Source organism: Streptomyces sp. UH6, assembly GCF_013421635.1.
GTDB classification, from domain to species: domain Bacteria; phylum Actinomycetota; class Actinomycetes; order Streptomycetales; family Streptomycetaceae; genus Streptomyces; species Streptomyces abyssomicinicus.
The window spans coordinates 1-13937 of record NZ_JACADT010000055.1 but is presented as its reverse complement, the minus strand read 5'-3'; the positions used below and the strand labels follow the sequence as shown (position 1 = coordinate 13937).

The window sequence follows — 13937 nt, the reverse complement described above, 5'->3', positions numbered from 1 at the left end:
GTGGCGGACCATGTGGCCGCTCGGCCGCCGCCGGGTGCGGGCCGGTTCGGGCCGGGCGACGCGCTTCCTGGTCGTCCTGGTCGTGCTGGCGGCCCTGTGCGCGGGCGGTTTCCTGCTGCTGCCCGCCGGCCGCGCCCTGGTCGAGGACACCCGGGACAAGCTGGGCAAGTCCAAGCCCGTGACCCCCGTGTCCGTCGAGGCGAGCGCCGAGGTACCCCGGCACCCCGCGAAGAACACCACGGACGGGCTGAGCAACCGCTACTGGGGCGCCCCGTCACCGGGCGCCTCGGTGACGTACACCTTCCGCAAGAAGTTCCGCTTCGTCGATCTGATCGTCACCAACGGCGCGTCCAAGTCCCCGGAGTCCTACCCCCGTCAGGCCCGCGCGCTCCAACTGGACCTGGAGGTGACGACGCAGGACGGCGAACGCCACCGCAAGGAACTCACCCTCAGCGACAAGCCGGGCCCGCAGACCTTCCCCATCCGGGTCAGCGACGCGAAGACGGTCCGCCTGACCCTGCGCTCACCCGTCGGCCTGACCGAAGGCCGTCACCTGGCCCTGGCGGAGGTGGAGTTCTTCGCCCGCAGCTGACTCCCACGACTCCTCCCGCGGCTGCCGCGGCCGCCGCGGCCTAGAACCGCTGTCCTGAGGCGATCTCGTCGCCGACCACCGACCAGACGGTCTCCTCGTCACGGAACGGGAGCGGGTCCGTGCGGCCGGTTTCCCGGCGGACCCGCTCCACCTCGCGCTCCAGACGCTCGAAGGCGGCCTCCTCGGCGCTGCCGTCGTCCCCCGCAGCGTCTCCTGGACCGCAGCCTTCCCCCTCACCCTCACCGGTGAGGGAGAACTCGTCGAGCAGCCGCTGGAACCGGGCGGTGACCTGGACGAGGGAGGAGACGTCCGTGTGGAGCCGCCGCACGGTCTGCCAGTCGGCGTCGACGGCGTACACCGCGCCGGAAGCCGGGTCGAGGGCGAGGTGGGCGTTGAGCAGCCAGCCGATGACGGGCCACCCGCCCACGCCGTCCGGCACGCCCTCGCCCTCCTCGCCCTCCTCGCCCTCGTCGCCCTCGTCGCCCTCGTCGCCCTCCTCGTCCTCCTCGGCCACCTCCAGCTCCTCCACGTGGACGACCTCCCGGACGAGGGCCAGCCGTCCGGTGTCCTTGTCCGGCCGGCGCAGCCAGAGGGTCCCGGTGGGCACGCCGACGGTCTGCAACAGCCGCGCCCCCTCCGTCTGCACCGCCTCCGCCGGAAACGCGTCCCCGGGCACGCACACGAGCCGGTCCTCGCCGAACACCTCGACGAGCCCACCCCGGGTGACGTCGAACAGCACAGCCCACCTCCCACCTCGGCCGGCGACCGCGCCGTGCCACTGATCACTCCCCGCCGGAGGACGCCGTCCCCGGGCCCGCGGTTGCCTCAGGAGGGGTCTCGGTTCCCCGCGGGCGTCAGCCGGTGAGGCGGATGCCACACGCCTTCGCCGTCGGTCCGCCCCTCGCGGCAGAGGTTTCCTCCTGGCGCCGGTGACGCGTCAAGAGGCTGCGGAGGCCGGCGCTTCCTTGGCGTGCATGACGATCGAGCCGGCGCCGCCACGTCGACCCTTAGAGTGAGCTGACCGTCACCTGTGGCCGATGTGCCGGGTGCGGTTCCCAGGGGAGAAGTGAGGGGGCCATTGATGTCTGTTCTTCGTGCGGGGCGGGTTCGAAGACGCGCTGCCGCGGGGTTGTGTGGAGCGGTGCTGACCGCCTCGCTGCTGCTCGCGCCCGCGCCCGCGACGTCGGCGTCGGACGCGTCGGCGTCGGACGCCGCACCGGCGACGGTGGGAACGGTTTCGTCGGCGCAGGACGCGGCACACCGCACCGGGCGGAGCACCGAGCTGGGCGATGGTGGGCGCGTCGAGCTCGTCGACGGGCGTGACGTCCGGGTGACGGCGGATCCGGAGGGTGCCGGCCCGGCACCGCGCTACTCCGTCGCCTCGGTGGACGGCGCGGTGTCCGTGCAGCCGACGGGGGAGTCGGCCGCCGACCGCCCGGTCGCGACGCTCCCGCTGACAGCGCGGTCCGAAGCCGCACCGAGCAGCAGCGCTCTCACGACAGCCACCGCCGCCGCGGCGACCGCGGCGACCGCGGCGACCTATTCGGTCAAGCTGACCATCACGAACGCCGACGTCCAGTTCAAGTCGTTCTACGTCTGGGACCGCGAGACCTGGGAGGCGTACGCCGTCGACGGTGACGCGGCAGGCCCTTCGTCGACCGCGCAGCTGCCGCCGGGTGACTACTTCTCGGTGGCGCTGCACAGCGACTGGCAGAAGCCGAGCTACCTGCTCACCCGTACCTTCTCGGTCACTTCGGCCGCCCAGACGGTCACCTTCGACGAGCGCGCGGCCCAGGAGACCCTGATCCGCACCGACGACGTCACGGCCACCCGGGACTCGTCCGCCGTGTGGATCAGCGTCCCGGGCGGTGACCTGGCGGGCTTCGCCGGATCGGGAGCCGACAAGGTGTACGTCACCCCGTTCTCGGTGAGCGGCGTTTCGCTGCGCCTGCACGAGGTGCTCGGCAAGAAGGGGGCATCGGCGAGTGTGCCGAGCCCCTACCGTTACGACCTCACGCACAGCTTCGACACCACCGTGCCCGACTCGCCCATCGTGAAGGTCCGTGCCTCCGCCCTGGCGAAGTCCGTCACGAAGGTGGCCGCCCCGGGCACCCGGACGACGGCCTGGCTGCAGAGCGTCCCGTCCTTCGGCGAGTGGACGGGCGTTTTCATCGGCGGCGCGGTGCCGGTCGGCGGCTCGGTCACCGAGTACGCCACGCCGGGCGTCACCTACAGCCGCCTGCTGTCCTACGGCACCGGCGACCAGACCCTGAGCCTCCCTGACCGCACGTCGACGGCCGGGCCCCAGGCGGGCGAGACCCTGGGCGCGGCCCCGCTCCAGCCGCTCCGCCGGGAGTGGGGCGGTTCGCAGTGGTACTCCGGGAAGGTCTGGCTGTACGAGCCGAGCGCCTTCGGTGACACGGCCGGCCACGCGGGATCCGACCGCCGTGCGACGTACTCGTACAAGCTCACCTCCTCCGACGGCGTCACCTACGCCCAGGCGGACGGCCTCGACGCGTCCCACACGCTGAACTCCGCCCCCGTGCCGTCGTCGGAGCAGACGTACACCCTCGAACAGACCGTCCATCGCCGCGTCCCGTACTCGCGCCTGTCCACGGACGTGACCAACGAGTGGACGTTCCGCTCCTCCTACGTCCAGGGTCGCGAACTCCCGCTGGTCGACACGCGGGTGAGCGTTCCGGGCCTCGACGGATACGGCCGCGCGGCCGCCGGTCCGGTCCGGCTCCAGCTGAGTGCGACCACCCGCGGCACGGACCCGGGGGAGGCGAACACCCGGATCACCGGACTCGCCCACTCCACGGACGACGGCGCCACCTGGACGGACCTGGCCGTCGAGCCGGACGGCTCGGCGACGCTCGACGTTCCCGGCACGGCCTCCTTCGTCTCGCTGCGCGTCACCGCGACCGACGACCGGGGCGGCAGCCTCCGCCGCACCCTCACGCGGGCGTTCGCGGGCCCGGCGACGCGGGGCGACGAGACGGTGGGGGCGACCCGCATCTCGGACGTCGTGGTCAACGGGGGTGAGAGGGTCTGGCTCACCGACGCGCCGCTGCAGGAGTTCACGGCGCGGTTCACCGCCACCGACCCGTCCGGGGTCGCGGGCGGGGACATGTACCTCTACAAGGGTTCGTACGACAACCCCGACGCCGTTCTCTACGGCACCTGGCCGGCGTCCTGCACCAAGGTCGGCGCGACCACCTCCACCTGCGAGGCGCACTTCGCCTACATCCAGCCGCGCACGGTCCTCGGCCGCAACTCCCTCGCCGGCACCTGGAACCTGGCCGCCTGGGCCGAGTCCGCGGACGGTACGGGCCACGTCGACCTGCACGCCGTCACGTCGGTCCCCGTCGTGCGCGACGCGACCCAGACGGTCAACGCGGCCCCCGAGCCGGTGGCCAAGGGCAAGACCCTCACCATCACCGGCACGTTGTCCCGCGCGGACTGGGAGACGCTCGGCGGCTACCACGGCCATGCCGGCCAGAAGGTGGAGCTGCAGTTCCGGAAGAAGGGGACGTCCACCTACACGACGGTGAAGACGGTCACCACCGACAGCACCGGAAGCCTGAAGACCACGGCTACGGCCTCGGTGGACGGTTACTGGCGCTACAGCTACGCCGGTTCGTCCACCACCGCCCCCGCCACCGCCTCGGACGACTACGTCGACGTCAGCTGACCTCGTCGGGTCCCGGCTCCACGGCCGGGACCCGGTCACCGCGGAGTCCGGTCCAGCCGTCCCTGTCCGAGGTGCCCCCAGTTCCTTCAGCAGCAGGTTGCCCCACCGCCATGCCATCTGGACGGGCTGATCGCGGACTTCGACAAGGTGCACGGTCCGGCCGACCCCGAGGCCGTGGCGGCCAAGCGTGCCCGGCTGACTGGAGGAGCCGCGAACGCAGGCGTGGCCGAGTGAGCGGTGCGCTGGTTCTGGACAGCGAGGGCCTGGCAAAGGCCGTACAGCGCGATCGGGAGATTCACGAGTGGCTGACGGCGGCTCGCGACGCTGACCTGTCCGTCATCACCTCGGCGGCCGTTCTGGCCGAGGTGATCCATCCGTGGATCAGCGACGCCGCACCAAGTGGACCTTGTCCCGCCTGGGCGTCGAGCCCGTGACCCAAGCCGTCGCGCAATCCGCTGCCGCCTTGCTGCGGGCAGCGGGGGCTGCGCCTGGGCCTCATGGCCTGTGGTCTGCGGCTTCGCCGAGTGCGGCCTCCGGTGCAGGTGCCCAAAGCACTGCAGGCGCTGTCCGGGGCGTCAGACGTCTCGGATACCCCCGTGGCTGACCGGCCGCACCGGCATCCCGGGGTGCCCGACCCGGTCTCACCGGGTCGGGCACCCTGTGCGGGACGTGCTTCGCTCAGCTACGGGTCCAGTTCTGGTTGCTGCCGCCGGAGCAGGAGTAGAGCTGGATCAGGGTGCCGTTGCCGGTGCCGGCACCGACGGCGTCGAGGCACAGGCCGGACTGGACGCCGGTGATGGAGCCGTTGGAGTTGAGGCGCCACTTCTGGTTGTCGCCGCCCCAGCAGCTGTAGATCTGGACCTTGGCGCCGTTGCCGGTGCCGGCGGCGTCCAGACACTTGTTGCCGTAGACCCTGAGTTCACCGGCCGCGGTGAACGACCACTGCTGGTTCGTGCCGTTGCCGCAGTCCCACAGCTGGACCTGGGTGCCGTCGGTGGTGCTGGAGTTGGGCACGTCCAGGCAACGGCCCGAGCCCACGCCCTTGATCTGACCGGCGCCCGAGGGAGAGGTGGGCGTCGGGGTCGGCGTGGGGGTCGGGTTCGGGTTGGACGAGCCGTTGTTGAGGGCGTTGAGGACGGAGGTGTAGGCCGCCTTCTTGCTGCCGTCGTTGTTGAACAGCAGCGGGGTGTCCCCGGATCGCCAGGAGTCGCTGTCACGCACGCCCCAGACGGTGATGCCGAGGCAGCGCGGGACGGCCAGGCAGTCGTTCACCACGGCGGCGTAGGTCGTGGACGAGGCGCCCTGGATGTCCAGTTCGGTGACGGCCACGTCGACGCCGAGGGCCGCGAAGTTCTGCAGCGTGGTGCGGAAGTTGCTGTTGTAGGGGCTGCCGCTGTTGAAGTGCGACTGGAAACCGACGCAGTCGATCGGCACGCCGCGCTGCTTGAAGTCCTTGACCATGTTGTACATGGCCTGGGTCTTGGCCCAGGTCCAGTTCTCGACGTTGTAGTCGTTGTAGCAGAGCTTGGCGGCCGGGTCGGCGGCCCGCGCGGTGCGGAAGGCCACCTCGATCCAGTCGTTGCCCGTGCGCTGGAGGTTGGAGTCGCGCCGCGCTCCGGAACTACCGTCCTCGAAAGCCTCGTTGACGACGTCCCACTGCGTGATCTTGCCCTTGTAGTGGCCCATCACGCCGTTGATGTGGTCGATCATCGCCTGGCGCAGCGTGCTGCCGCTGAGGTTCTGCATCCAGCTCGGCTGCTGGGAGTGCCAGGCCAGGGTGTGACCGCGCACCTCCTTGCCGTTCTGCACCGCCCAGTTGTAGACGCGGTCGGCGGAGGTGAAGTTGAACTGACCGCGCTGCGGCTCGGTGGCGTCGATCTTCATCTCGTTCTCGGCCGTCACCGAGTTGAACTCACGGTTCGCGATCGATGTGTACGTCGAGTCGCCCAGCTTGCCCGAGGCGATCGCGGTGCCGAAGTAGCGGCCGTTCTGCTTCGCGGCGGCGCCGAGCGTGCTCTCGGCGGCGCTCGCGTTCGACGGTCCGACCAGTGCGGTGGCCAGGCCGACGGCGCCGACGACCAGTGCCAGCACCGGGCCGCGGATCCTTCGGCGGATGTCGGATGTGGGGAGGGCGTACGAGCCCATGACTGTGCCTCCAGTGCGGGTATCGCGGATGAACGGCAGGACGGAAGAACTGACGCTGAGGGCCGAAGGGCTGACCCGCAGGGGGAACGCCCCTGGTAGCCCTGATCGGGCGGTGCGGACCGGAAGGGGGTGACGCGGGGTCATGACCCGTCAGGGCCCTGCGGCGGTCGCCGGCAGTGTTGTGACACGAACATGGCGTACCTCACCGTCGCGGCTCGGCCGGGGGGAACGACGCGGCGTGCCTGTCCCTACTCCTTGCGAAGAGACAGGACGTGCTGGTGCGAACCTCACGGACCAAGTGATGTGTGGGGGTGGTCGTGCGCGTGCTGCGGTGCGGGTCTGTGGTGCCTGCAGGGGTACCTGTGGCCGTCTGTGGCCAGTCGTTCCAGTGGTGGATGATTGCGGTGCTGCAAGGGGCCGTCAATACACTCGGCAGAAAAACATTTCTCTCCGGAGACCGAAACTTTCGACGTGCTGTTGCTCCGGTTGGCGCTCCGGGAGCTCCGGCCCATGCGTCGGTCAGGCCAGGTGGAGAAAGGGAAAGGCCGCCGTGCGCCCACTCTTTCCCCCGCGGGGAGCTGCCGCACCGGTGTGAGATCCGGCCGCAGAACCTGGGAACACGCGGCTCGCGACACCGAGATGTCCGAGCCTTCTTCGAAACATTTCGACGCATCCTCGCCGCCGTTCCGCAGGTCGAGAGGCGCCCCGGGCGGTCCGCCGTGCGCAGTCACGACCAGGCACTTCCGGCCTTGCCTCCAGGGCAGCTCGGGGGCGCCGCCGGGCTCCTCGAGAGCGACGCTGGAGCGTCGGCGTGTTGTTCGGCCGTTGGGCGTTCAAGGGCCTGGTTTCGCACCTCGAACGAGGCGGCTTAGGGCGCGCGGAGGGGCATGGAGCCCCCGGAAATGGTCTGGACGACAAACAAACCCCAGGTCGATGACCTGGGGTTTCGAAGTGGAGCGGGTGACGAGAATCGAACTCGCGCTCTCAGCTTGGGAAGCAACGGCGCTTGGACAGCCCTGAGCCTGTGACCTGTGGTTTCGCCGGGTATGGGCGGCGGCCCGAGTGCCGGGAAACACCGCTGCGGACCGTGGTTCTCCGTCCGTACGGGCACGCCGAGGGCACACCGCCCGGTGACCGGTCGGCGAGCGGCCGGGGTGGCCCGAAACAGCGGATTCGTGTTGCCCTGGAGGGCGGCCGCGAGTGCCCGGTTGCGATTGCGTATGGCCGACCGCCTGGGACGCCTCTCGCCCTCAAGCCCACCTGATTCGAGCCACATCCCCTCGGGGGCGACGCTGTATCGCTGGCGTATCGCCCGATCTGAGGTTACGGTTATTTCAGATACGGTGGGCCTGGTTCCTCAGGAGGAGGCGGACATGGTGCGGAGCAGCGTTCTCGCCGGGGCAACGAAGGTGGATCCCGATCCTGCCCACCGTGGTGCACTGAGGGAGGCCAGTCGTCTGGGCGCCGACCACGTCGAGGCGGTGCTGCGGACGGCTGATGGCTCTGAGCTGGTGCTTCCCTCGGAGTTGGCGCGGATACTGATCGCTTCGGCCGGTGAGCTGGCTAACGGGCATGCGGTGACGGTTCTTGCGTCGGAGACGCAACTGACCCCGACGGAGGCCGCCGAGCTGCTCGGGCTCTCCCGGCCGTTCGTGGTCCGGCTCCTGGACGCGGGAGAGATTCCCTCGGATCGTCTGCCTGGCAGCAGTCATCGGGTGGTGCGTCTCGCTGATGTCTTGGCGTTCCAGGCTCGGAGGGAGCGAAGGCGGGAAGGTCGCCGGCGCATCGCGGACACGGTGGAGCAGGCCGATCTGCCCTATTGAGCGGTGACAGTCGGCAGGTGGTCGGAGGGGAAGTCGTTCCATGCGGGTCTTCGTGGACACCAATGTGCTCTTCCCGTTCTCGGTGATGGACTTGATGCTGGCTCTCACCGAGGACGTGGTTCACGAGCTCGTGTGGTCCGAGCGGCTTCTGGCTGAGTGGGAGCGTGTGATCGTCCGTGAGCAGCGGCGTTCTGCCGCCTCGGCCGCGGCGGTAACGGGGGCGATTCGCGAGTTCTTCGCCGACTGCGAGGTGGGCGAGCGCGAGTACGCGCATCTCGTTGATGTCCTGCCGGGAAGCGATCCGGACGACCGGCACCATGCGGCGGCTGCGATCGCGGGGGGTGCGGGCGCGTTGATCACCTGGAACCTTGACGACTTCCCTGCCGAAGAGTTGGCTGGGCATGGCCTGCGCATTGTGGACCCGGACAACTATCTCTGCGCGCTCCTCGAGGAGTGGCCACGTGAGGTGCGCGCGACGGTCATCCGGCTGGCGGCAGAGAAGCGCAACCCGCCGGTCGCTCTTCACGAGGTCCTCGCCCGCCTGGCCAAGGCGGGTGTCCCCCACTTCGTCGACCGCTTCGGCGAGTAAGTCGACCGCGGGCTCGCGCCGGTGCGGAAGGCGGGTGGGATGCCAACCGTCCTTTGGGCACGCTAACGGCACGCGGCACCGAGACGGTCTAGACAAGCAGTAAGCCCCAGGCTGTTGACCTGGGGCTTCATCATGGAGCGGGTGACGAGAATCGAACTCGCGCTCTCAGCTTGGGAAGCGACGACGCTTGGGTGGGCATGAGGCTGTGACCTGCGGTTCCGCCAGCTGTGGCCTGCGATGCAGGTGTCGGAAGACACCGCTACAGGCCATGGTTCTCCGCTCGTACGGGCACGGTGAGGGCACGACGCCCGGCGCCTGGTCGGAAGACAGGTGGGGTGACCTGAAGGGCCTGCTCAGGGTTGTGCAGGAGGCGGACCATTCGGTGCCGGGTTGCGACTGCGCACGGGGATCTTCAGCCCGTGGGCTCGAAGGCTTGCCGCGGCTTAAGGAATTCCTTAATCTCGTTTCCAGGTGCCGAGGAGAGCTGTCTTGAGCTGGTCGATCAAGGTCACCGATGAGTACGCGGAGTGGTTCAGAGTTCTGATCAAGGAGGACCTGGGATCGGCTTCCCAGGTCGCTCAAGCCGTGGCCGCACTGCGCGAGGCCGGTCCGACCTTGGGGCGTCCGCTTGTCGACCGTTTGAAGGGCTCCGAGCTGCACCACCTCAAGGAGCTGCGCCCCGGTTCCGGTGGACGTTCAGAAATCCGGATCATCTTCGCCTTCGACCCGAGGCGCTCAGCGCTGCTGCTTCTCGGCGGAGACAAGGCAGGAAACTGGGAGCGCTGGTATCGCGACCACATCCCCCTGGCGGAACAGCTCTACCGCGAGTACGCCGGCGACGACGAGGACTGAGGAGTGGCCATGCCCAAGAAGGTCGCACAGGACTGGGAAGTTCTGGAGCAGCAACTGTACGAGGCCGGTGTGAAGCCTGCCGACGTGGAAGCCGGCTCCCGCCGCCTCCTGGCCGAGGCGCGCGGTCATCAACTGGCCGAGGCACGTCGACAGTCTGGTCTTGCCCAGCGGGACGTCGCTACCCGGATGGGGGTCAGCGTCGCGCGGGTGTCCCAGATCGAGCACGGCGAGAGTGCCACCCTGGACGTCATCGCCCGTTACGTCGAAGCGCTCGGCGGGAGGCTCGACCTGGTCGCAGACTTCGGCGACCACACCCTGCGCATGCCGGCCAGCGGTGAGCAGGGTGCCGCGGCAGCGTAGCTGCGGCTTCCGTGCGTGTTGGGAGGTACCACAATCACCGTCGGCTGTGACGAACTGCTGGGCTGCCGAACTCGATGACTCTCGGATTGCCAGCGCTTGTGCCGCGGGTCTGTTCAGGCTGGCCCAAAGCGGCGGACGTGAGAATGAAGTGCGCTCACAGTGAGCACTTCGACTGTTGTGCGAGGTGCGTGTCGCTTGGAGACATCACTCCTTCATGGGGCCGACGCGGGACTGGTGACAGCAGCGCGTGGTGATGGCGTGTCACCGCGCCTCCAGATCGAGAGCTGTCTCATCGACTGCTAGGTACGTGTCTGTGGTTGCCGCCTCCAGATATCCCTCCAAGGAAGGGACCGAGGGCTCAGGGCTGAGGTCGAGGAGCTGCTGCCACGTGCACTCGTCCCCGTCCGTAAAGCCGCGTCGAACGGCTGTCAGGTAGCTGCTCCTTTGTTCAGCTCTGAGTTGTTGTACCAAGCCCCGGGCTTCGGCCGCTTGCTGCGCGTATTCCGTGGCACTCACTTGCGTATCCTCACCGTCGGCGATCCGACGAAGCGGCGGTCCCGGTGAATCGGCATCGGCCATTTGCAGCATTTCGCCGATGTAGGGCATGAGGTCCGTTCCCGGGATCCTGCCGGTCAGCGTGTTCAGACCGTCCTGGTTGCGAACCGTTCCCTCGCTGGCGGCTCCCCGACCCGGCGGCGCAGATCATCCGTGGCAGAGTCGCGTTCCAAGAGGCGTAGGGGGTCTGAGCGCTGCAGTTTCAGTGCAGGAGGGACGCCCGTGAGGCGCCTGGCCTCGACTTTGGGCACGCGGAGGGCACGGAGCCGGAAAATGGTCTAGACAACAAGCAAACCCCAGGCCGCTGACCTGGGGTTTCTCTCTGGAGCGGGTGACGAGAATCGAACTCGCGCTCTCAGCTTGGGAAGCTGATGTTCTACCATTAAACTACACCCGCCTGGACGCCGGTTCGTACCGGTGTCGGCGCCGCTACTGTACCTCATCCAGGGCCCCGCGTGCTGATCCGCGGGGCCCTGTCGCGTTGCGGCTGCGGTGTGGCTCACAGGTGTGCGTACCGGTATGCGGGGCAGCGGAGTTGGGGCGTACGGTGGGCCGCGCGCGGAGGGCTCGGGCGGGCCGGCGCGGGGTCCGGGCGGGGCTGGAACGGGTCGGAGTGCCGCGTGCGGGGCCGTCCCTTTGATCCCGTAATGTGGCGTTCCTCGCCGGGTCTTCCGTTCCGGCGCGGCTCTTGGGGAAGGGATCTGAACGACTTGATGGAGCGCACCGTCGTCCGTTGTGCCGAGGGGCACGTGTTCACCGCGGCCTCGTTCCCGATGCAGAAGGCCGAGCGTCTCGGCCCCGGCCGGTTGATGCGGTGTCCCCGCTGTGCGCGGCTGCGCAGTGTGGTGCCGGTGCCCGCAGGGGTGCTGCAGAAGCAGTAGGCGCATCAGTAGCCGGCAGGAGAAGCCGTGGCCGCGGAGGCGGCAGGTGTCGGCGCGGGGGCCGTCCGGCGAGGCCGGGCGGCCCCCGCGTACTCTTGCAGGGTGCTTCTCTCAGACCAGGACATCCGTGCCGAGATCGACAAGGGCCGGGTGAAGATCGACCCCTTCGAGCCCGCCATGGTGCAGCCGTCGAGTATCGACGTCAGGCTGGACCGCTTCTTCCGGGTCTTCGAGAACCACCGGTATCCCCACATCGATCCCGCCGTCGAGCAGCCGGACCTCACCCGGCTGGTCGAGCCGGAGGGCGACGAGCCGTTCATCCTCCACCCGGGCGAGTTCGTGCTGGCCTCCACCTACGAGGTGGTGAGCCTGCCGGACGACATCGCCTCCCGGCTGGAGGGCAAGAGCTCGCTGGGCCGGCTGGGCCTGGTCACCCACTCGACCGCGGGCTTCATCGACCCCGGTTTCTCCGGCCACGTCACGCTGGAGCTGTCGAACCTCGCCACCCTGCCGATCAAGCTGTGGCCCGGCATGAAGATCGGTCAGCTCTGCATGTTCCGGCTGAGCTCGCCCGCCGAGTTCCCGTACGGCAGCGAGCGCTACGGGTCGCGCTACCAGGGGCAGCGCGGGCCGACGCCGTCGCGGTCGTTCCTGAACTTCCACCGCACCGACGTCTGAGACAGGCAGGAGAACACCATGGCTGATGTGACGGACGTGCGGGAGAACCTCACCTACGAGCGGTTCGGCGTCGCGGTGCGCGAGCTGGCGCAGACGATCGCCGACGACGGCTACCGGCCGGACATGGTGCTGTCCATCGCGCGCGGCGGCGTCTTCGTCGCGGGCGGTCTGGCCTACGCCCTGGACTGCAAGAACCTCCACCTGGTCAACGTGGAGTTCTACACCGGTGTCGGAACCACCCTGGACATGCCGGTCATGCTGGCGCCGGTGCCCAACCTGATCGACTTCTCCGACAAGCGGGTGCTGATCACCGACGACGTCGCCGACACCGGCAAGACGCTCAAGCTGGTCCGCGACTTCTGTCTGGACACGGTCGCCGAGGTGCGCAGCGCGGTGATCTACGAGAAGTCGCACTCGCTGGTGAAGTGCGAGTACGTGTGGAAGCGCACGGACGACTGGATCAACTTCCCGTGGAGTGTGGAGAAGCCGGTGGTCAGCCGCCCCGGACAGGTGCTGGACGCCTGATCCCCCCGGACACCGCAGAGGCCCCCGACCGCGTACGGACGCGGTCGGGGGCCTCTTTCACGTGCGGCCGGAGGGCGCTGCCGGTGCCGGTGTCGGTGTCGGGTGCCGGTGTCAGAAGGTGCCGAGCTTGACGATCGAGAGCAGGGCGATCAGCTGGATCGCGGAGGCTCCCAGCGCCTTGGGCCAGGCGATCTCGTGCGAGCGGGTCACCATCAGGGTGAGCAGCGCACCGCCGGCCAGCCAGGTCAGCCAGCCGAGCACCTGGACCACCGCGGCGTCGCCGCCCATGAAGATGGCCACCACCAGACGCGGCGCGTCCGACAGACACATGATCAGCATGGAGAGGCCGACCGTCGGCTGCCAGGCGCCGTTGCCGCCGAGCTGGCGGGCCACGGTGTGGGTGACCACGCCGAGGATGAAGGAGCTCAGCGTCATCGCCACGCCGGTCGCCAGCACGATCGGGATCGCCGTGTTGAGGGTGGCCTCTATGGCGTCCTCGCGGGCGCCGTCGAAGCCGAAGACGGCGAGCAGGCCGTAGACGAACGCGACGGTGAGCGCCGGGCCCCACATGCGGTAGTCACGCATCCGCAGGAACGTCTGGTTCGGCGAGAGGACGATGCCCTTCAGCAGGTCCTTCCAGTGCAACGGCGGGCCGATCGGGCCCGAGGGGGCGTCGGCGTCGCCGTACTGGGCGGCGTAGGGGTCCGCGTTCGGGTCCACGGAGAACGCCTGGGTGTGCCCCGGGTTGTTCGCCGCGTAGGGGTCGTGCCCCTGGTGCGGCCGGCCGTGCCCCTGCTGGGGGCGGCCGCCGCCGTACGCCGGACCCGGGTGCTGAGGGTGCTGAGGGTGGTGCGGCCCGTCGTCGAAGTACTCGGGGCCGTCGCCGCCGGGCGCGCCGTAGCCGCCGCCACCGCCGTAGGGCGGCCTCGGGGCGTTCTGCGGCGGGTACCCGTACGAGGGCTGCCCGGGGTGCCCCGGCTGCCCGTACGGCTGCTGTCCGTACGACTGCTGCTGCTGTCCGTACGGCTGCCGCTGTCCGTGCGTCTGCTGTCCCTGCGGGGCACGGTCCCGCCCGCCGCGTCCGATCCTGAATCCAGCCACGCCTTCGAACGTACCTGCTCCGGCGGGCGGACGTGTGCGGACGTGGGGGATGGGGACGGCTTTGCTGCCGAGATGTGACATCCCGTAAGGGGGAACCCTGAGGCCAGGGGCGGTCCAGGGGCGGTCCAGGGATGCCGGGGCC

The 13937-nt window shown here is 69.4% G+C and carries 13 protein-coding genes, 1 tRNA gene and 1 pseudogene; 10 read left to right on the top strand and 5 right to left on the bottom strand.

Annotation, left to right across the window (positions count from 1 at the left end):
- Positions 1–592 (top strand): zinc ribbon domain-containing protein (locus HW445_RS06205; RefSeq protein WP_180220014.1); only part of this gene is annotated, 592 nt, incomplete at its 5' end.
- Between the two features lie 40 nt (positions 593–632).
- Here HW445_RS06205 and HW445_RS06200 read toward each other — a convergent pair.
- The gene (locus tag HW445_RS06200; RefSeq protein WP_180220013.1) at positions 633–1331 is read right to left on the bottom strand and encodes an SUKH-4 family immunity protein; all 699 of its coding nucleotides are present in this window, start codon (positions 1329–1331) and stop codon (positions 633–635) included.
- A gap of 402 nt (positions 1332–1733) precedes the next feature.
- On the opposite strand from HW445_RS06200, the gene HW445_RS06195 reads away from it, so the two are divergent.
- Together HW445_RS06195 and HW445_RS06190 are read left to right on the top strand one after the other, a co-directional pair.
- Positions 1734–4286 (top strand): hypothetical protein, encoded by a 2553-nt coding sequence (locus HW445_RS06195; RefSeq protein ID WP_180220012.1) that lies wholly within the window; start codon positions 1734–1736, stop codon positions 4284–4286.
- A 230-nt stretch (positions 4287–4516) separates the two neighbouring features.
- Positions 4517–4890, top strand: a pseudogene (locus HW445_RS06190) (DNA-binding protein).
- A gap of 74 nt (positions 4891–4964) precedes the next feature.
- Here the strand turns inward: HW445_RS06190 and HW445_RS06185 are convergent.
- Positions 4965–6431, bottom strand: a complete 1467-nt coding sequence (locus tag HW445_RS06185) for an endo-1,4-beta-xylanase (RefSeq protein ID WP_180220011.1) — start codon at positions 6429–6431, stop codon at positions 4965–4967.
- 1373 nt (positions 6432–7804) lie between these two features.
- On the opposite strand from HW445_RS06185, the gene HW445_RS06180 reads away from it, so the two are divergent.
- The 4 genes from HW445_RS06180 to HW445_RS06165 all read left to right on the top strand — a co-directional run bounded on the left by HW445_RS06180 (position 7805) and on the right by HW445_RS06165 (position 10055).
- The gene (locus HW445_RS06180) at positions 7805–8254 is read left to right on the top strand and encodes a helix-turn-helix domain-containing protein (RefSeq protein WP_180220010.1); all 450 of its coding nucleotides are present in this window, start codon (positions 7805–7807) and stop codon (positions 8252–8254) included.
- Positions 8255–8294: 40 nt separating this feature from the next.
- Entirely contained in the window at positions 8295–8843 is a 549-nt protein-coding gene (locus HW445_RS06175) for a PIN domain-containing protein (protein WP_180220009.1), read from the top strand.
- A gap of 489 nt (positions 8844–9332) precedes the next feature.
- Entirely contained in the window at positions 9333–9695 is a 363-nt protein-coding gene (locus tag HW445_RS06170; protein WP_180220008.1) for a type II toxin-antitoxin system RelE/ParE family toxin, read from the top strand.
- A 9-nt stretch (positions 9696–9704) separates the two neighbouring features.
- Positions 9705–10055 carry a helix-turn-helix domain-containing protein gene (locus HW445_RS06165; RefSeq protein ID WP_180220007.1) on the top strand — a complete coding sequence of 117 codons (351 nt, stop codon included), beginning with the start codon at positions 9705–9707 and terminating at the stop codon, positions 10053–10055.
- A gap of 261 nt (positions 10056–10316) precedes the next feature.
- On the opposite strand, the gene HW445_RS06160 is transcribed toward HW445_RS06165, so the two are convergent.
- Both HW445_RS06160 and HW445_RS06155 read right to left on the bottom strand, forming a co-directional pair.
- Positions 10317–10661: a hypothetical protein gene (locus HW445_RS06160; RefSeq protein WP_180220006.1), complete on the bottom strand. Its 345-nt coding sequence runs from the start codon at positions 10659–10661 to the stop codon at positions 10317–10319.
- Positions 10662–10933: 272 nt separating this feature from the next.
- Positions 10934–11007 (bottom strand) — tRNA-Gly (locus tag HW445_RS06155).
- Positions 11008–11323: 316 nt separating this feature from the next.
- Here HW445_RS06155 and HW445_RS06150 point away from each other — a divergent pair.
- The 3 genes from HW445_RS06150 to HW445_RS06140 all read left to right on the top strand — a co-directional run bounded on the left by HW445_RS06150 (position 11324) and on the right by HW445_RS06140 (position 12694).
- Complete coding sequence (locus HW445_RS06150; RefSeq protein ID WP_180220005.1) at positions 11324–11491, top strand: hypothetical protein; 168 nt, start codon at positions 11324–11326, stop codon at positions 11489–11491.
- A 102-nt stretch (positions 11492–11593) separates the two neighbouring features.
- Positions 11594–12169 (top strand): dCTP deaminase, encoded by a 576-nt coding sequence (gene dcd, locus HW445_RS06145; RefSeq protein ID WP_151773493.1) that lies wholly within the window; start codon positions 11594–11596, stop codon positions 12167–12169.
- 18 nt (positions 12170–12187) lie between these two features.
- Complete coding sequence (locus HW445_RS06140; protein WP_180220004.1) at positions 12188–12694, top strand: phosphoribosyltransferase; 507 nt, start codon at positions 12188–12190, stop codon at positions 12692–12694.
- Between the two features lie 111 nt (positions 12695–12805).
- Here HW445_RS06140 and HW445_RS06135 read toward each other — a convergent pair whose 3' ends face one another.
- Entirely contained in the window at positions 12806–13876 is a 1071-nt protein-coding gene (locus HW445_RS06135; protein WP_180220003.1) for a Yip1 family protein, read from the bottom strand.
- Positions 13877–13937: the final 61 nt, after the last annotated feature.